The sequence below is a fragment of the Streptomyces sp. NPDC107562 genome (assembly GCF_055657325.1).
This window is the reverse complement of record NZ_JBVKBE010000013.1, coordinates 76737-94219: the sequence shown is the minus strand read 5'-3', so window position 1 is coordinate 94219 and position 17483 is coordinate 76737. Positions and strand designations below refer to the sequence as shown.

16 protein-coding genes are annotated in these 17483 nt (G+C 69.1%); 9 read left to right on the top strand and 7 right to left on the bottom strand.

Annotation, left to right across the window (positions count from 1 at the left end; all coding sequences use genetic code 11):
- Nucleotides 1-621: 621 nt before the first annotated feature.
- Nucleotides 622-2574 (bottom strand): chromosomal replication initiator protein DnaA, encoded by a 1953-nt coding sequence (gene dnaA / locus ACZ7LV_RS29615; RefSeq protein ID WP_471943732.1) that lies wholly within the window; start codon nucleotides 2572-2574, stop codon nucleotides 622-624.
- Nucleotides 2575-2948: 374 nt separating this feature from the next.
- Between dnaA and rpmH the strand changes: the two genes are divergently transcribed.
- The 9 genes from rpmH (at nucleotide 2949) to ACZ7LV_RS29570 (ending at nucleotide 9938) form a co-directional block, all read left to right on the top strand.
- Nucleotides 2949-3086, top strand: coding sequence for a 50S ribosomal protein L34 (gene rpmH / locus ACZ7LV_RS29610; protein ID WP_003956500.1), 138 nt, complete (start codon nucleotides 2949-2951; stop codon nucleotides 3084-3086).
- A gap of 21 nt (nucleotides 3087-3107) precedes the next feature.
- On the top strand, nucleotides 3108-3479 hold the full coding sequence (gene rnpA / locus ACZ7LV_RS29605) for a ribonuclease P protein component (protein ID WP_401675061.1): 372 nt from the start codon (nucleotides 3108-3110) through the stop codon (nucleotides 3477-3479).
- Nucleotides 3476-3853, top strand: coding sequence for a membrane protein insertion efficiency factor YidD (gene yidD, locus ACZ7LV_RS29600; protein ID WP_471943730.1), 378 nt, complete (start codon nucleotides 3476-3478; stop codon nucleotides 3851-3853). The genes rnpA and yidD overlap by 4 nt, the downstream gene beginning before the upstream one ends.
- 3 nt (nucleotides 3854-3856) lie before the next feature.
- A complete protein-coding gene (gene yidC / locus ACZ7LV_RS29595; protein ID WP_471943728.1) occupies nucleotides 3857-5158 on the top strand; it encodes a membrane protein insertase YidC in 1302 nt (433 codons plus the stop codon).
- 15 nt (nucleotides 5159-5173) lie between these two features.
- Nucleotides 5174-5686, top strand: coding sequence for a Jag family protein (locus ACZ7LV_RS29590; RefSeq protein ID WP_471943726.1), 513 nt, complete (start codon nucleotides 5174-5176; stop codon nucleotides 5684-5686).
- 105 nt (nucleotides 5687-5791) lie between these two features.
- A complete protein-coding gene (rsmG, locus tag ACZ7LV_RS29585; RefSeq protein WP_401675051.1) occupies nucleotides 5792-6508 on the top strand; it encodes a 16S rRNA (guanine(527)-N(7))-methyltransferase RsmG in 717 nt (238 codons plus the stop codon).
- Nucleotides 6509-6812: 304 nt separating this feature from the next.
- Nucleotides 6813-7886, top strand: coding sequence for a ParA family protein (locus ACZ7LV_RS29580; protein ID WP_401675048.1), 1074 nt, complete (start codon nucleotides 6813-6815; stop codon nucleotides 7884-7886).
- The gene (locus ACZ7LV_RS29575; protein WP_471943724.1) at nucleotides 7883-8986 is read left to right on the top strand and encodes a ParB/RepB/Spo0J family partition protein; all 1104 of its coding nucleotides are present in this window, start codon (nucleotides 7883-7885) and stop codon (nucleotides 8984-8986) included. Before ACZ7LV_RS29580 ends, ACZ7LV_RS29575 begins: the two co-directional genes overlap by 4 nt.
- A gap of 334 nt (nucleotides 8987-9320) precedes the next feature.
- Complete coding sequence (locus ACZ7LV_RS29570) at nucleotides 9321-9938, top strand: GNAT family N-acetyltransferase (protein ID WP_401675044.1); 618 nt, start codon at nucleotides 9321-9323, stop codon at nucleotides 9936-9938.
- Between the two features lie 106 nt (nucleotides 9939-10044).
- Here ACZ7LV_RS29570 and trxA read toward each other — a convergent pair whose 3' ends face one another.
- The 6 genes from trxA to murJ form a co-directional block, all read right to left on the bottom strand.
- Nucleotides 10045-10377 carry a thioredoxin gene (gene trxA, locus ACZ7LV_RS29565; protein WP_401675042.1) on the bottom strand — a complete coding sequence of 111 codons (333 nt, stop codon included), beginning with the start codon at nucleotides 10375-10377 and terminating at the stop codon, nucleotides 10045-10047.
- A 43-nt stretch (nucleotides 10378-10420) separates the two neighbouring features.
- The gene (gene trxB, locus ACZ7LV_RS29560) at nucleotides 10421-11389 is read right to left on the bottom strand and encodes a thioredoxin-disulfide reductase (protein WP_401675040.1); all 969 of its coding nucleotides are present in this window, start codon (nucleotides 11387-11389) and stop codon (nucleotides 10421-10423) included.
- A 213-nt stretch (nucleotides 11390-11602) separates the two neighbouring features.
- The gene (locus ACZ7LV_RS29555) at nucleotides 11603-12535 is read right to left on the bottom strand and encodes an anti-sigma factor family protein (protein ID WP_471943722.1); all 933 of its coding nucleotides are present in this window, start codon (nucleotides 12533-12535) and stop codon (nucleotides 11603-11605) included.
- Nucleotides 12532-13257 carry an RNA polymerase sigma factor SigM gene (gene sigM / locus ACZ7LV_RS29550; protein WP_471943720.1) on the bottom strand — a complete coding sequence of 242 codons (726 nt, stop codon included), beginning with the start codon at nucleotides 13255-13257 and terminating at the stop codon, nucleotides 12532-12534. Before sigM ends, ACZ7LV_RS29555 begins: the two co-directional genes overlap by 4 nt.
- A 27-nt stretch (nucleotides 13258-13284) precedes the next feature.
- Entirely contained in the window at nucleotides 13285-15009 is a 1725-nt protein-coding gene (locus tag ACZ7LV_RS29545) for a protein kinase family protein (RefSeq protein WP_471943718.1), read from the bottom strand.
- Between the two features lie 139 nt (nucleotides 15010-15148).
- Nucleotides 15149-17452, bottom strand: a complete 2304-nt coding sequence (gene murJ / locus ACZ7LV_RS29540; RefSeq protein WP_471943716.1) for a murein biosynthesis integral membrane protein MurJ — start codon at nucleotides 17450-17452, stop codon at nucleotides 15149-15151.
- Nucleotides 17453-17483: the final 31 nt, after the last annotated feature.

The window sequence follows — 17483 nt, the reverse complement described above, 5'->3', positions numbered from 1 at the left end:
AGGGGCTGTGGATACCGTGGATAACCGCGTTTGCGCAGCTCAGAGCGGAAATTTTGTCCACGGGCCCTGTGGGCGACGGCGGTGGACAACCGGGGCTGTCTGTGGAGAAAAGAAAGTTCTGCACACCCCGTGCACAGGCCGAGGCGACTTCTCCCCAGCGCCGTCCCCAGCTTTACCCGGCTTTCCCACAGCCCAACCTGGCACCTTTGTGTGACGCCTTTCACTCGACCCGGTGAGCAGGCGCGTCGCGTTGCCGAACAGTGGACAGAGCTGTGGAGAAGCTGGGGATCGCTGGGGACAACCGCCCCCGGCCTGTGGGTTGCCCGTGGACAACTTCGTGCACAGGGTGTGGATCCCTCGTCCGTCCACAGTCTGTGGAGATCCTTCGTCCACCAATCCACAGGCAGTTGACCTGGTCTGATGGTCTTTCAACAGGCACGGCTGTGGACACGATCTGGACAACTTCCCAGTCCCCAGCATGTGGACGGGAAAAACTCGCCGAATCTGTGGAGAGGGGCCGTAACCCGGCACGGATTCGAACAGGGGATGACGGCGGAACGACGAAGGGCGCCCCGGGAGATCTCGTCCCGGGGCGCCCTCAGTGGCCTGTGGCGGCGGCTGTCAGCCGTTCTTGATGCGGTTCGTCAGCTCGGTCACCTGGTTGTAGATGGAGCGCCGCTCGGCCATCAGATTGCGGATCTTGCGGTCCGCGTGCATCACCGTCGTGTGGTCGCGCCCGCCGAACAGCGCGCCGATCTTCGGCAGCGACAGATCGGTCAGCTCACGGCACAGGTACATGGCGATCTGGCGGGCCGTGACGAGCTGGCGGCCGCGGGAGCTGCCGCACAGGTCCTCGACCGTCAGGCCGAAGTAGTCGGCGGTGGCGCTCATGATGGCCGTGGAGGTGATCTCCGGGGTGGAGTCCTCGCCGCCGGGGATCAAGTCCTTGAGGACGATCTCCGTCAGCCCCAGGTCCACGGGCTGCCGGTTGAGCGAGGCGAACGCCGTCACCCTGATCAGCGCGCCCTCCAGCTCCCGGATGTTCCGCGAGATCCGCGAGGCGATGAACTCCAGTACCTCCGGCGGGGCGTTGAGCTGCTCCTGCACCGCCTTCTTGCGCAGAATCGCGATCCGGGTCTCCAGCTCCGGTGGCTGGACGTCCGTGATCAGTCCCCACTCGAAACGGTTCCGCAGCCGGTCCTCCAGCGTCACCAGCTGCTTCGGCGGCCGGTCGCTGGACAGCACGATCTGCTTGTTCGCGTTGTGGAGCGTGTTGAAGGTGTGGAAGAACTCCTCCTGCGTCGACTCCTTGTCCGCGAGGAACTGGATGTCGTCGACGAGCAGGATGTCCATCTCCCGGTACCGCTTGCGGAAGCTGTCGCCCTTGCCGTCGCGGATGGAGTTGATGAACTCGTTGGTGAACTCCTCCGAGCTCACGTACCGCACGCGCGTGCCCGGGTACAGGCTCCGCGCGTAGTGTCCGATCGCGTGCAGCAGGTGGGTCTTGCCGAGCCCCGACTCCCCATAGATGAAGAGGGGGTTGTACGCCTTCGCCGGCGCCTCCGCGACGGCCACGGCGGCCGCGTGCGCGAAGCGGTTCGAGGCGCCGATGACGAAGGTGTCGAAGAGGTACTTCGGGTTCAGGCGCGCCGTCGGCTCCCCGGGACCGGTCGCCGGCGCGGGCTGCGCGGCCAGCGGGCCGGGGGCGCCGCTGGACACCGGCAGCGTGGCGCCGGCCGGACCGCGGTGCTGGCCGCCGCCGACCGACTGCTCGGGCAGTTCCCGCCGGGCGTCGCGCTGGTCGTAGTCACCACGCGACGGCTCGTACTCGGAGCGCTGCTGGTCGTACGGCCGCTCCCGGCCCTGCGGACGGTAGTCCTGCCCGGGCGGGCCGTAGGAGTCGCGGGACGGGGGGCCGTACGAGTCCTGCGAGCCGTAGGTGTCCTGCGGACCGTACGAGTCCTGTGAGCTGTACGTGTCCGGTGGACCGTAGGACTCCGGCGCGTCGTACGACTCCCGGGACGGCGTCGCGTACGGGTCGCGCTCGGGGAAGCCGAGGCGCGGCTGCTGCCAGCTGTACTCGTCCTGCTGCTGCCGCGGCCAGGCACCCGGCTCGGGGCGCTGGTACTCCGAGGGATAGGCGGGGCGCGGGTTGGGGAGCTGATCGCCGGGCGAGTTCTGGAGCTGCTCGGCACGGTGGCGGCCGTACCCCTCGTACTGACCCGGCGAGGGGAGCTGCTCGGGCTCCTCGTAGCGGCGCTGGTGCTGGGCCGGGGGCGGCGAGGGCGGGGGGTCGCCCGCGGAGTCGTCGACGGTGATCGCGATCCGGATCGGGCGGCCGCACTCACGGCTGAGCGTCTCGCTCACGATCGGTGCCAGGCGTCCCTCCAGGACACCCTTCGCGAACTCGTTCGGCACGGCGAGCAGCGCGGTGTCGGCGACAAGCGCGAGCGGCTGGCAACGCCTGATCCAGTGTTCGTCCTTGGTCTCGACGCCCTGTCCACGGCCCTCACCGAGAAGTTGCTCGAGTACTCGTGGCCACACTGCGGCAAGATCGGCAGGTACGTCAGCCACAGGGCACGCTCTCTCACGGGTCCCACGAACGTGTGGTTGTGGGACGGGTCGGGATGTAAATCGGGTCGGGCGGGGATAAGGGAACGAATCGGAGTCCAGTCACGGTAGTCAGGGCGACGGGTACGGTTCAAGTTGTTGTCCCCAGCCTGTGGACAGTGTCTCCCCGCCGCCCCTGGTTTGACCGAATGGCGTAGCCGCGCGTACCGTAACCAGGTCGAGTTGTCGATGGCTGCTGCCGCCTGCCTCCGATGGGCACAGATCGCGTCAAGGTGATCGGAAAGCGGTGCACTCGGGCGTAACGCGAGCTACTCGTGGGCGCACGGTGACAGCCAGGACGGCACCCCGCAAACCCCGATTTCTTCTGGAGCCCCCGAGTGAGCAAGCGCACCTTCCAGCCGAACAACCGTCGTCGCGCCAAGACCCACGGCTTCCGGCTGCGTATGCGTACCCGTGCCGGCCGCGCGATTCTTGCGTCCCGCCGTAGCAAGGGTCGCGCCCGTCTGTCCGCCTGATCCCGATCAGGTCATGACGTCGTGCTGCCCACCGAGAACCGGCTGAGGCGGCGCGAGGACTTCGCGACCGCGGTACGACGAGGGCGCCGGGCCGGACGCCCGCTCCTCGTCGTCCACCTTCGTAGCGGTGCCACGGACCCGCACGCGCCTGGGGAGAGCGCTCCCCGGACACGTGCGGGTTTCGTCGTGAGCAAGGCTGTCGGTGGCGCGGTCGTACGCAACAAAGTGAAGCGCAGACTGCGCCATCTGATGCGTGACAGGGTCGACCTGCTGCCCCCCGGTAGCCTGGTAGTGGTACGAGCGCTGCCCGGTGCGGGCGACGCCGACCACGCACAGCTGGCCCGAGACCTGGATGCCGCCCTACAGCGGCTGCTGGGAGGGGGCGCGCGATGAAGTACCCGCTGCTGGCGCTGATCAAGCTGTACCAGTGGACCATCAGCCCGCTGCTGGGGCCGGTGTGCAAGTACTACCCGTCGTGTTCCCACTACGGCTACACGGCCATTGACCGGCATGGTGCCCTCAAGGGCACCGCACTCACGGCCTGGCGCATCCTGCGTTGCAATCCGTGGTCGCTGGGCGGCGTGGACCATGTCCCGCCGCGTAAGCGCCCGCGGTGGCACGAGATGCTGCGCAACACATGGCGCGCACGCAAGGGCGGGCCCTCCGCCGCCGAAACGGCCACCGAAGAGAGCGTTCACTCGACTACCGCGAGCGACGTCCCTTCAAGCCCGGCCGCAGAGACCCCGTCCCATGCCCAAGGAGCATGATTAGTGGACACGATTGCCAGCCTCTTCAGCTTCATCACCACACCCGTTTCGTGGGTCATCGTCCAGTTCCACTCGCTGTACGGTGCGCTCTTCGGCCCTGACACGGGCTGGGCCTGGGGCCTGTCCATCGTGTCGCTGGTGATCCTGATCCGCATCTGCCTGATCCCGCTCTTCGTGAAGCAGATCAAGGCGACCCGGGCCATGCAGACGCTGCAGCCCGAGATGAAGAAGATCCAGGAGCGCTACAAGAACGACAAGCAGCGTCAGTCCGAAGAGATGATGAAGCTGTACAAGGAGACGGGCACCAACCCGCTCTCCTCGTGCCTTCCCATCCTGGCGCAGTCGCCGTTCTTCTTCGCCCTCTACCACGTGTTGAACAGCATCGCGTCGAACGACACGATCGGCGTGATCAACGAGCGGCTCCTGGAGAGCGCGCAGAAGGCGCACATCTTCGGCGCCCCGCTCGCCGCCAAGTTCACCGACAGCGCGGACAAGGTCGAAGCGCTCGGCTCGTCGATCCTCGACGTGCGGATCGTCACCGCCATCATGATCGTCCTGATGTCGCTGTCGCAGTTCTACACACAGCGCCAGCTGATGACGAAGAACGTCGACACCTCGGTGAAGACGCCGTTCATGCAGCAACAGAAGATGCTGATGTACATCTTCCCGATCATGTTCGCCGTCTTCGGTATCAACTTCCCGGTCGGTGTCCTCGTCTACTGGCTGACCACCAACGTGTGGACCATGGGCCAGCAGATGTACGTCATCCACAACAACCCGACCCCGGGTTCCAAGGCGCAGGCCGCGTACCTGGAGCGGTTGACCAAGCACGTCACGCAGAACGGCAAGACCCGCGGACGTGGTCAGCGCGCCATCGTCAAGGCCATCGTCGCCAAGGGCCGGGATCGCAACGATTACGAGCGCAAGTTCATCAACGGCCTCAGCAAGGCGGGTCTCGCGGCCCAGCCCGACGGCAACGTCGTGAAGAGCGAGGGCGCCGTGGCCACCGTGACCGAGGACGGCACGCCGGCCACCCCCGGCGTCGCGAAGCGTCAGCAGCCCAAGCGGCAGCCGAAGGCGAAGCGCCAGGGCGCCGGCGGTCCCAAGCCCGCGGGCGGTGCCGAGAAGACCGGCGCCGAGAGCACCGCGCCGACGACCTCGCTCAGCAAGTCCGACGACCCGGCGGACGCGGGATCGTCGGACGCGGCCGGCAAGGCGGCCCCCAAGTCCGGCGGCGGCCGCAGTCGGGCCCAGTCCGGCCAGCGCAAGGGCCCGCAGCGACCCAAGTCCTCTTCCAAGAAGTAAGAAGGAGTCCATCCCGTGACGGAAGGCACCACCTCCGCCGCTGCCGAGGGTGCAGACACCCTGACCCGCCTGGAGCAGGAGGGCGAGATCGCGGCGGACTACCTCGAAGGCCTGCTGGACATCGCCGATCTCGACGGCGACATCGACATGGACGTCGAGAGTGACCGCGCCGCTGTCTCGATCATCAGTGACGCGGGTGGCCGTGACCTGCAGAAGCTGGTCGGCCGGGACGGTGAGGTGCTGGAGGCTCTCCAGGAGCTCACGCGCCTGGCCGTGCACCGGGAGACCGGTGACCGCAGCCGGCTGATGCTGGACATCGCGGGCTACCGCGCCCAGAAGCGCTCCGAGCTCTCCGAGCTGGGCGCCAAGGCCGCCACCGAGGTCAGGAACAGCGGCGAGCCCGTGAAGCTCAAGCCGATGACGCCGTTCGAGCGCAAGGTCGTGCACGACGCCGTCAAGGCCGCGGGGCTGCGCAGCGAGTCCGAGGGCGAGGAGCCGCAGCGCTTCGTCGTCGTGCTGCCCGCCTGAGCGGTCCCACGCTTCACCGGCCCCGTCTGTTGCGCAGGCGGGGCCGATCTTTGTCAGCCTGGTAGTCAGCGCGCGAGCGCTGGAGGGTACGGAAGGACGGTCCCCGTGACGGAGGCAGCGGAGCTCCCCCCCGCTCCCGAGGAAGCCCGTGCGGTATTCGGCGATCGCTTCGCGGACGCGGTCCGGTACGCGGAGCTGTTGGCCGAGGCAGGCGTACAGCGAGGGCTCATCGGCCCTCGGGAGGTGCCCCGCCTGTGGGAGCGGCATCTGCTGAACTGTGCGGTTCTCTCGGAGGTCGTCCCCGAGGCCGTCACGGTCTGCGATGTCGGCTCGGGCGCCGGTCTGCCGGGCATCCCGCTGGCCCTGGTCCGCGAGGACCTCAAGATCACGCTGCTGGAGCCCCTGCTGCGCCGGACGAACTTCCTCACCGAGGTCGTCGAGCTGCTCGGCCTCGACCATGTCACCGTCGTACGCGGTCGCGCCGAGGAGGTCATGGGCACGCTCCCCCCGGTGCATGTGGTGACGGCACGGGCGGTGGCCCCGCTGGACCGGCTGGCCACCTGGGGTATTCCGCTGCTGCGTCCCTACGGCGAGATGCTCGCGCTCAAGGGCGACACCGCGGAGGAGGAGCTCAAGGCAGCGGGTACCGCGCTGACCAAGCTCGGGGCGGTGGGCACTTCCATCCTGCATGTGGGTGAAGGTGTCGTGGATCCCCAGTCCACCGTCGTACGGGTCGAGGTCGGGGAGAGCCCTGGCGGTGTGCGGTTCGCCGCCAAGCGGGCGAAGGCCGCGCGGACCGGACGGGTACGCCGGCGCCGCTGATCCGTCCTGAGGACGAGACGTACTCCACACAAGCTGCCAAACCTATGCGACCCGGAGTGTCGCGACAGTCCGGTCACGGCTGCTGTGCATCGTGTTTCACGTGAAACGTCGCTCACTGCTGCACGGCATTATCAGCCGCGGCCGGGCCGCGGCCGAACCCCGAGACCGCAAGCCCCTCGGTTCACTCGGCGAGGCTCCGGCCGTTTCCGATGACGCTCCGCCCCCCTCAGGGGGTCCGGAGTTGTCCACAGAGGTGGATTTCTCCACAGAACAACAGGCCTCACTGGTTCACGACCCCGAAGGCATGGGAGGCTCTGTTCATTGCGAGCCTGAAGTCGAGGAGAGTGAATCCTTGCGGTCCGACGCCAACATCGCGGGACCGATGACCGATCCGGTCCCCGGTCCCCGTACCGAGTCGCCGGGGGAGGATGTTTCACGTGAAACACCGCCCCCGATGGACGACACTCCCATCGGTCGTGCTGCCCAACTGGCGGTCGAGGCTCTGGGCCGGGCCGGGGAGGGTCTGCCGAGACCTGAACAGACCCGTGTCATCGTGGTCGCCAACCAGAAGGGTGGGGTGGGCAAGACGACGACGACCGTCAACCTGGCCGCTTCGCTGGCTCTGCACGGCGGTCGCGTCCTGGTGATCGACCTCGACCCGCAGGGCAACGCGTCCACCGCTCTGGGGATCGACCATCACGCCGAGGTTCCCTCGATCTATGACGTGCTGGTCGAGAGCAAGCCGCTCTCGGAGGTCGTCCAGCCGGTCCCCGACGTCGAGGGTCTCTTCTGCGCCCCCGCCACGATCGATCTCGCCGGTGCGGAGATCGAGCTGGTGTCCCTGGTGGCGCGCGAGAGCCGTCTCGAGCGAGCGATTCAGGCATACGAACAGCCGCTGGACTACATCCTGATCGACTGCCCGCCCTCGCTGGGCCTGCTGACGGTCAACGCCCTTGTGGCGGGCCAGGAGGTCCTCATCCCGATCCAGTGCGAGTACTACGCGCTGGAGGGGCTGGGTCAGCTCCTGCGTAACGTCGACCTGGTGCGGGGGCACCTCAACCCCGCACTGCACGTCTCGACGATTCTGCTCACCATGTACGACGGCCGGACGCGCCTCGCGTCCCAGGTCGCCGACGAGGTGCGTAGCCACTTCGGTGACGAGGTGCTGAGGACGAGCATCCCGCGCTCGGTCCGTATCTCCGAGGCGCCGAGCTACGGGCAGACGGTCCTGACCTACGATCCAGGTTCGAGTGGTGCCCTCTCCTATCTGGAGGCGGCACGAGAAATCGCGCTGAGGGGTGTCGGCGTCAGCTATGACGCGACGCACGCCCATATCGGCGCCCAGAGCGACCACAGCATGGTGGAGGGGATCCAGTGAGCGAGCGACGGAGGGGACTGGGCCGTGGACTCGGGGCACTGATCCCTGCGGCCCCGACCGAGAGGACGCCGGCCCAGGCGGCTGTGGGAGGTGCCGCATCCGCGTCTCCCGCCGCGGTACCGGTGCTGACGTCCGACCGCGGGGTGGCCGCGGCCAAGGTGGCCACACTGCCGCCTGTTTCACGTGAAACCGAAGAGCCGCCGATGGACGACGCGGTGGACATGCCCGCACCTCCCATGGGCGCCCACTTCGCCGAGCTGCCGCTCGACTCCATCACACCCAACCCGCGTCAGCCCCGTGAGGTCTTCGACGAGGACGCGCTCCAGGAGCTCGTCACCTCCATCCAGGAGGTCGGCCTTCTCCAGCCCGTCGTAGTACGTCAGCTGGGGCCCTCGCGCTACGAGCTCATCATGGGCGAGCGGCGCTGGCGAGCCTGTCGTGAGGCGGGCCTGGAAGCCATCCCGGCGATCGTCCGTGCCACGGACGACGAGAAGCTTCTCCTCGACGCCCTGCTGGAGAACCTGCACCGGGCGCAGCTGAACCCGCTGGAAGAGGCCGCCGCCTACGACCAGCTGCTGAAGGACTTCAACTGCACCCACGACCAGCTGGCCGACCGGATCGGCCGGTCCCGTCCGCAGGTATCCAACACCCTGCGTCTGCTGAAGCTTTCGCCGGCGGTGCAGCGGAGGGTGGCGGCAGGCGTGCTGTCCGCCGGACACGCCCGCGCCCTGCTCTCCGTGGAGGACTCGGAGGAGCAGGACCGGCTGGCCCACCGGATCGTGGCGGAGGGTCTCTCGGTGCGCGCGGTCGAGGAGATCGTGACCCTCATGGGATCGCGGCCGACGACGGCCCAGCGCTCCAAGGGGCCGCGGGCCGGTGCCCGGGTCTCCCCGGCGCTGACCGACCTCGCGACGCGGCTGTCGGACCGCTTCGAGACACGGGTCAAGGTCGACCTCGGTCAGAAGAAGGGCAAGATCACCGTGGAGTTCGCCTCCATGGAGGACCTGGAGCGGATCCTCGGCTCGCTGGCCCCGGGTGAGGGCCCCGTCCTGCAGAAGAGTCTCCTGGACGGCGGCGACGCCGAGGAGACGGAGGACTGAGGCCCCGGGCGGCGACATGGTCCCGCTCGGTGACCGCTCGTGCGGGTCGTGTCCGGTGTGTACCGGAACACGGCCCGCACTTTGCTTTCTGGCGGTATCGATGGAATCGCTTCATGGATACGATGCGATCGGGTATGGCGCATCCACCTGGCAGTACGTCTGCGGTACGTCTATGGGGAGGCGGGGCCATGCGAACGATGAGCCGGGCCGGACTGCTGAGCGCGGGACTGGGCCTGGGGGCGGTCGGCGGGTTCGTCGGCAGCCTGCTCAGGGAACGGAGTGCTCTGACTGCCGCTCGTGATGCCGCGAGCGAGGGAAGCGAGGAACAGCCTTCATGGGGCGTCGGCTCGTACCGCTCACGCTGGACAACCTTCCGGACCTTCCCCGGCGCTGCCGCACGTGTGTCTTCTGGGAACTCGACCCGGTCAGCGGCGAGGCCGCGGTAAAGGCAGGCACCGCCGCCGACGAGAAGGAAGCCTGGATCTCGGCCGTCCTGCTGGAGTGGGGCTCCTGCGGCCGGGTCGTCTACGTCGACGACGTGCCGGTAGGTTTCGTGCTCTACGCGCCTCCGGCCTATGTGCCGCGTTCGACGGCGTTCCCCACCAGCCCTGTGTCGCCCGACGCGGTGCAGCTGATGACCGCGTTCATCGTCCCCGGGTATCAGGGTCAGGGGCTTGGGCGGGTGATGGTCCAGACGGTCGCCAAGGACCTGCTGCGGCGGGGCTTCAAGGCGATCGAGGCGTTCGGGGACGCGCGCTGGAAGGAACCCGCCTGTGTGCTTCCCGCAGATCATCTGCTGGCGGTGGGCTTCAAGACGGTCCGGCCGCATCCCGCCTACCCGCGTATGCGGCTGGAGCTGCGGACGACTCTCTCCTGGAAGGAGGACGTCGAGATGGCACTGGATCGGTTGCTCGGCGCGGTCCAGAAGGAGCCGGCGCTGCGACCGCTGTAGCCCGCTTCACCCCGGGCCCGACGGCAAACGAATGGGCCAACCCGAGGGGGTTGGCCCATTCGTGTTTCACGTGAAACATACGCCGCCGACGCGACGGCGCAGTCCGCTACTCGGCGATGAAGTCCTCAAGGTCACGCAGAAGCGCGGCCTTCGGCTTGGCGCCGACGATGGTCTTGGCGACCTCGCCGCCCTGGTAGACGTTCAGGGTCGGGATCGACATGACACCGTACTTGGCCGCCGTGCCCGGGTTCTCGTCGATGTTCAGCTTGACGATCTCGATCTTCTCGCCGTACTCGGCGGCGATCGCCTCCAGGGACGGCGCGATCTGGCGGCACGGTCCGCACCAGGCGGCCCAGAAGTCCACCAGGACGGGCTTGTCGCTCTTGAGGACGTCCTGCTCGAAGGAATCGTCGGTCACATTCTTCAGGGTGCCGGCCACGGCGGGCTCCTTAACTGGTTGGTGCGTGGGGGTGGGGAGGGGATCAGACAGTGGTCTTCTCGGGTTCGGCCTTCTCTTCGTCCGCGAGGGCGGCGAGGAAGCGCTCGGCGTCCAGGGCGGCGGAGCAACCGGTGCCGGCCGCGGTGATGGCCTGGCGGTAGGTGTGGTCCACCACGTCTCCGGCTCCGAAGACACCGGTCAGGTTCGTCCGCGTCGAGGGGGCCTCGACCTTGAGGTAGCCCTCCTCGTCCAGCTCCAGCTGGCCCTTGAAGAGCTCGGTGCGCGGGTCGTGGCCGATGGCGATGAAGAGACCGGTCACCGGCAGGTCCGAGAGTTCACCGGTCTTGACGTTGCGCAGCTTCAGGCCGGCGAGCTTCGGATCGCCCTGGATCTCCGCGATCTCGCTGTCCCAGACGAACGTGATCTTCGGGTCGGCGAAGGCACGCTCCTGCATCGCCTTGGAGGCGCGCAGGGTGTCCCGGCGGTGGACGATCGTCACGGACTTCGCGAAACGCGAGAGGAAGGTGGCCTCCTCCATGGCGGTGTCACCGCCGCCGATCACGGCGATGTCCTGATCCTTGAAGAAGAAGCCGTCACATGTGGCACACCAGGAGACACCGCGGCCGGACAGCGCGTCCTCGTTCGGCAGGCCCAGCTTGCGGTGCTGGGAGCCCGTGCTGACGATCACGGCCTTCGCACGGTGCACCGTGCCGGCGGTGTCGGTGACGGTCTTGATCTCACCGGTCAGGTCGACGGAGACGACGTCGTCCGGAACGAGCTCGGCACCGAAGCGCTCCGCCTGGGCGCGCATGTTGTCCATGAGCTCGGGGCCCATGATGCCGTCCTGGAAGCCGGGGAAGTTCTCGACCTCCGTGGTGTTCATCAGGGCGCCGCCGGCGGTGACGGCTCCCTCGAACACCAGTGGCTTCAACGACGCGCGCGCGGTGTAGAGCGCCGCCGTGTAGCCGGCGGGCCCGGAGCCGATGATGATCACGTTACGGACGTCGCTCACGGCTTGATTCCTCGTCTCTGGACTGCGTCTTCGACCGGTGGGAGACCTCGGCGGACTCTCACCCCACCCAACGGATCCTAAGGGGCTCGCATTCCCGCTGTGCCCGGGCACACGGAGTGCCGTCACAGGAGCGGATACCCCGTGGGAGAACGGGCCAGGCGAGGGGTGGGCGTGCCTTCTCGGAACGGCTTGCCCTCAGGAGCGCCGGCTCTCTCAGGGATGCGTGTAGGACTGCTTCAGGAACACCTCGGCCGACCCCTTGGGGGACTGCTCCACACACGTGGCATCCACGAGGTAGGCCGTCACCTGTGCGGGGTTCACGGTGTCGGGCATGACGACGAGCAGAGCCGTCGTCCCCTTGTACGTGCCGGGCTCGGTCGCCAGGGCGTCGTCGTCGCGACCGATGCCGTTCTGCACGCACTCAGGGACGGGGACCGCGGGCTTGGTGAGGACGCGGGGGCCTTCGGAGACGACGTTCGGGTCCGCACCCCTCTCGCGGGGCGTGCGGGAGGTGCCACCGGATTCGTTCGTGGCCAGAAGATCCGTGACCTGCTTCTCCAGCCGGCTCGCGGCGAAGGTGTCTGGAGCCGTGGAGTGGTGCCCCTCGGCGGTGGTGCCGTGGTCGCCGTCCATCGAGGACACGAGGAGGGACGCCAGTCCCAGAGCGCCGACCGAGAGGACGGCTCCCAGAACGGCCACCTTGCGGCGCCTGCCGGGCTTGCGTTCCTTGCGGCCCGGACCGGTGGTGGAGGTGCGGGCGCGACCCGAGGGGCGGGTGGCGGGAGGCGACGTTTCACGTGAAACATCCACGCCCTCGCCCGTAGCGGCCGCCGCGACGGGTGCGGTGGTGTTCGCCGTATCGGGAGCAGTGTCTGCGGTGTCGGGAGCTGTGGCGTCGAGCAGCGCCTCCGCGGCGAGGGCGGCGTCGATCCGTTCGGCGACGTCGGTGGGCATGCGGGAGGGGCCTGGCAGGGTGCCGAGCATGCCGCGGATCTCCTCCAGCGAGGCGAAGACGTCCGCGCAGAGCTCGCACTCGTCCAGGTGGCGTCGTACATCCGCTGTCCGGTCGGGTGGAAGCAGTCCCTCGGTGAGGTCGGAGATCTCCGAGACGTCCGGGTGCCCGGCCGTGTCCGTCGTGGAAGTCACGCTCGCCCACCTCCGCCCTTCACAGCAGCTGAGTCGCCTGGCCCTGCATTGCCTGGACCCGCGTCGTGCGGGCCCGCTGCCGGTGGGACGGATGTCCCCTCCGCCCGGTTCCGTCCGGCGGCCGGCTCTTCGCCCTCGCCGGTGCTCCCCGGTCGCAGATGGGTGAGCAGCGGCAGGAGTCTGGCTCTGCCGCGGGCACAACGGCTCTTCACCGTGCCGGTCGGGACGTCCAGGACGCGGGCGGCCTCGGCGACGGGGTAGCCCTGCATGTCGACCAGGACGAGGGCCGCCCGCTGGTCGTGGGGAAGGGTGCCGAGCGCTTCGAGGAGCTGGCGGTGCAGGTCGTTGCGCTCGGCGGGCGCGGACGCCGACTCGTGCGGCTCCAGCAGCTGCTCCAGCCGCTCGGTGTCGTCGACCGGGGACGTCTTACGTGACGCCGCCTTGCGGGCCCGGTCGAGGCAGGCGTTCACCGTGATGCGGTGCAGCCAGGTGGTGACGGCCGACTGGCCGCGGAAGGTGTGGGCGGCCCGATAGGCGGAGACAAGAGCGTCCTGGACGGCGTCAGCGGCTTCCTCGCGGTCGCCCAGTGTGCGCAGCGCGACTGCCCAGAGACGGTCGCGGTGCCGCCGCACTATCTCACCGAAGGCATCGGGGTCGCCCTCCACGTGGCGGGCGAGCAGATCCTGGTCGCTGGCCGTCTCGTACCCGGCGCCCTCCGCCATCGGACCCCCTCTCCCCTCGGTGAGACGTCAGCCCGTGAACTTCACATCGGTCACGGCCTGCTTGTAGCCGCTGCCGCTGTAACCGTCGGAGGGCGCGTTGGGCACTGCCGTGATCCACAGCAGCACGTACTGCGTCTTCACCGACTTCGACGCCTTCACGCTCACAGAGGTGCCGCTGGACGTAGCGGTTCCGATCTCCTGCATTCCGTCGACCCCGGTCGAGGGGGTCAGCGAGTCGGTCGCGTAGAGGTGGACCGTCGTGTGGTCACCCGCGTACCGGAGCCCTATCGACGCGGCCGAGATCTGCTGGGCGGAGCCGAGGTCGTAGACGATGCCCACACCGGGCTTGTAGGGAGCCAGCTCCGGGCCGTCGTTGTAGCGCCTGGTACGCCAGTACGTCGAGCTGTCGCCGTCGTAGGTGAGTCCGACGTCGGCGGCCGCCTGGGCCTCGCCGCTGGCGACGTACTCCTGGGCCCCCTCTATGGTGAGCGGCTTGGCCGTGACCTTGTCCTCCGTGGAGCCCTTCTCGTTCCCGTCCGTCGTCTGCGACTTGTTGGGGTCGTCCGACTGGTTGCCGCGTTCCATCAGCGCGTCCGCGAGCTGCCAGCTGCCCAGTCCCAGCGCGGCGATGAGGAGCGCGGAGACGGCCCACTTCAGGGCCTTGCCAGTACGGCTCTGCAGCGGGGGCGGCGGGGACGCCACCGGCTGGGTGGCGCCGGGGTGCGAGGAGGTGCGGCCGTACGTGCCCTGTTGGTACGTGGTGCGCTGGTAGTCCGACGGCGCGCCGAACGCGGGCTCCGGCGGCCGGATGCGGGGCATCTCCCCGATCGCCTTGCCCAGCTCCTCCGGCGTCGTGCACGGGGACTCGTGCCGCGAGGCGGTCGCGCCGTCGTTGGCGAGCGCGCGCATGGCGAGCTCCGACAGTCCGCGGTGGACGCCGGCGCGCACCTGGTCCGGTGGGATGAGGCCGACGTCCTTGGGCAGGCCCGAGAGACCGTAGGCGTCGCTCTCGTAGGGCCAGCGCTGCACCAGCGACGCGTACAGCAGGGCGCCGATCGCCTCGGTGTCGGTGCGCTGCGGGGTGTCGGAACTGATGCCACGCAGCGCGGCGTTCACGGCGAGGCCGCGGATGCGCCACTGTCCGGTGGAGGTGCGCAGGATGGCGTTGGGGTTCAGCCGGAGATGGGCGAGGCCCTCGCGGTGGGCGGCGGCCATGGCGGCGGAGACCTGACTGACCATCTGGTAGGCGTCGTGCGGCTCCAGCGGGCCGGCGGACAGGAGCGTGGTGAGCTCCGTGGCGTCCGGCAGCCACTCGTGCACGACGTAGACGAGGTCGTTCTCCTCGACGGCGTCCAGCACCTGGACGAAGCGCGGGTCGCCGAGCAGGGCGGACGAGCGGGCCGCGGCCAGCACCGCCCGGGCCCGTGTGTGGTCGGCCGGCAGGACGTGCACGCCGACGGCGCGGCGCAGCTTCTCGTCGAACGCGCGCCAACTGCTGAATCCGTCCAGACGGGTGACACAGTCCTCGAGCCGGTAGCGTCTGGCGAGCTTGTGACCGCTGTGCAGTTCGGGCGATGCACCCTTGGCTCCGGGACTCTCGGTCCCCCCACTCCCCTGTGCCTGGTTGTGTTCCGTGTCCCGCTCCGGGTTCTTGGCCACCCCGTCGGCCGTGGACTGGTCCGCCTTGGCGGTCAGCGGCTCGTCGCCGCTGTTGTCTGCCACGTCGACGGCAGCCGTGCTCCGTTCCGCCACCGTCGTTCCCGCCTCCCCATTCATAGCGCGCCGGCGAACTCCGTTGCGCGCCGTCCGACGCCGAAACCAATTGTGCCCACAGTCCGCCGCTATGCACGACACGCGATGGCGGACGATGGTTGTGCGCGTACCCCCCGATTCAGCGGCCCAGACGCCCCCGGACCATACCGACGAGCGAGTTCAGCTCCTCGATGCGCATCCGCCGGGCGGCGACGTAGAAGACGCCCAGCAGGACGGCCCCGCCGGCGACCAGCGCGGCGAGCGATCCGGCGACACCCTGTCCGAGTGCCTTGGAGATGTAGTAGCAGGCCGCGCCGCTCAGCAGTGCGGCGGGTACCGAGGCGATGCTCAAGCGCGCGTACGTCCGCATGACGCGGGCGCCGTCGAGGTCGCCGCCCAACCGCTTGCTCAGCCGGTGCCAGGCGACACCGACGCCGATCACGTAGGCGAGGCCGTAGGAGGCGGCCATGCCGACGACGGCCCAGCGGGAGGGGAGCACGAAGTAACAGAGGGCGGACGCACCGGCGTTGACGGCGGCCACGATCACCGTGTTGTAGAAGGGGGTGCGGGTGTCCTCGTAGGCGTAGAAGGCCCGCAGGACGACGTACTGCACGGAGTAGGGGATCAGCCCGAGGCCGAAGGCCATGAGCATGAAGCCCATGTTGGTGGCCTCGCTGCTGCCCGAGGAGCCGAACATCAGCGTGCACATCGGGATGCCGAGCGCGAGGAAGCCGAAGGCGATGGGCACGATCGCCACCGCCGTCGTCCGCAGGCCCTGGGAGATGTCGTCACGGACGGCGCCGGTGTCCTGCTCCGCCGCGGAGCGCGCGAGGCGGGGCAGCAGGGCGGCCATCAGGGAGACGGTGATGATGGCCTGCGGGAGGCCCCAGATCAGCTGGGCGTTGGCGTAGGCCGCGAAGCCGGTGCCGTCGACGGGTGAGTCCTTGCCGGCCGCCGTGGACAGCTGGGAGACGACGATGGCGCCCGCCTGGTTCGCGAGGACGAACAGGACGGTCCACTTGGCGAGGGTGACCGCCTTGCCGAGGCCGTGGCCCTTCCAGTCGAACCGCAGCCGGATCCGGAAGCCGGTCTCGCGCAGGTACGGGATCATCGCGAGAGCCTGGACGACCAGACCGAGCAGCACACCGACACCGAGGAGCCGCTCGCCCTCCGGCGGGATGTTCGTGACCTTCATCCCCGAGCGCTCGGCCGTGCCGTAGACCCAGAGGAACATGCCGAGCGTGGTGATGATGACGATGTTGTTCAGGACCGGGGTCCACATCATCGCGCCGAACCGGCCACGCGCGTTCAGGATCTGCCCCATCACGACGTGGATGCCCATGAAGAAGATCGAGGGCAGGAAGAAGCGCACGAAGGTGACGCCGACCTCGTTGGCCGCGGGATCGCTGGCCACCGCGCCGGACAGCATGCGGATCAGCAGGGGCGCGCCGAGGAACGAGAGCACGGTGAGCGCGCCGAGCGCCACCATGACGAGCGTCAGCAGCCTGTTCGCGTAGGCCTCGCCGCCGTCGTCGTCCTCCTTCATGGCGCGCACGAGCTGCGGCACGAAGACCGAGTTGAGTCCGCCGCCGACCGTCAGGATGTAGATCATGGTCGGCAGCTGGTACGCGACCTGGAAGGTGTCGCCGAGCAGGCCGACGCCGAGCGCCGAGACGATCATCGCCGACCGGATGAACCCGGTGAGGCGGGACACCATCGTGCCCGCCGCCATCACCGCGCTCGACTTCAGCAGCCCCGCGGCCCGTCCGCTCTTCGCCGGAGCGGCCGGAGCGGCGGGAGCGGCCGGAGGGGTGGCGGGGGCCGGCTCGGCGGCGTGCCGCGGCGTGGGCGCCTGGTACTGCCCTGCGGGAGCCTGGGGACCGCCGTACTGGCCCTCCTGGCCGTGCGCCCCCTCGTACTGACCGGGCGCCGCGGCCGGACCCGGCACGCCCGCGTAGTCCATCGGCGGGCGGGCGCCGGTCTGCTGCTGGTCCCGGAACAGGTGGGCGAAGGCGTCGGGCTCGTGACGCTGGTCACCGGCCTCGGTCACCAGGTCGTCCACGCCCACGTACTGGGTCGTGCGCGGGTCGTCGCCGTACGGCAGGTGTTGCGTGGGGCCCGCCGGCTCGGGGGCCGGAGTCTGGGCCCACACGCGCGGGTCGGGGGCGTACGGCGACTGCGGCGGCTGCGCGTACAGCTGCTGCGGCGGCGGGTACGTCCCCGGCGGCGGCGGGGGGTGTGCGGCGCGGTCGTAGAGCGCCTCGGTGACCGGGTCCTGGGCGGCCAGGTCCTGCGACCGGTAGGGGTCCTGCTCGTAGGCGTCCTGGAGGTACATGTCCGCGGGGTGCTGCGGCGGCACCTGGCCGCGCTCGGGCGGCGGACCCTCGGGGTGCCCCGAGCTGCCCGCGGCCTGGCCGCGGTCACCGTCGTACGGCGCGTTCATGGTTACCCCACCTCATCGTCCCGGGCCCACC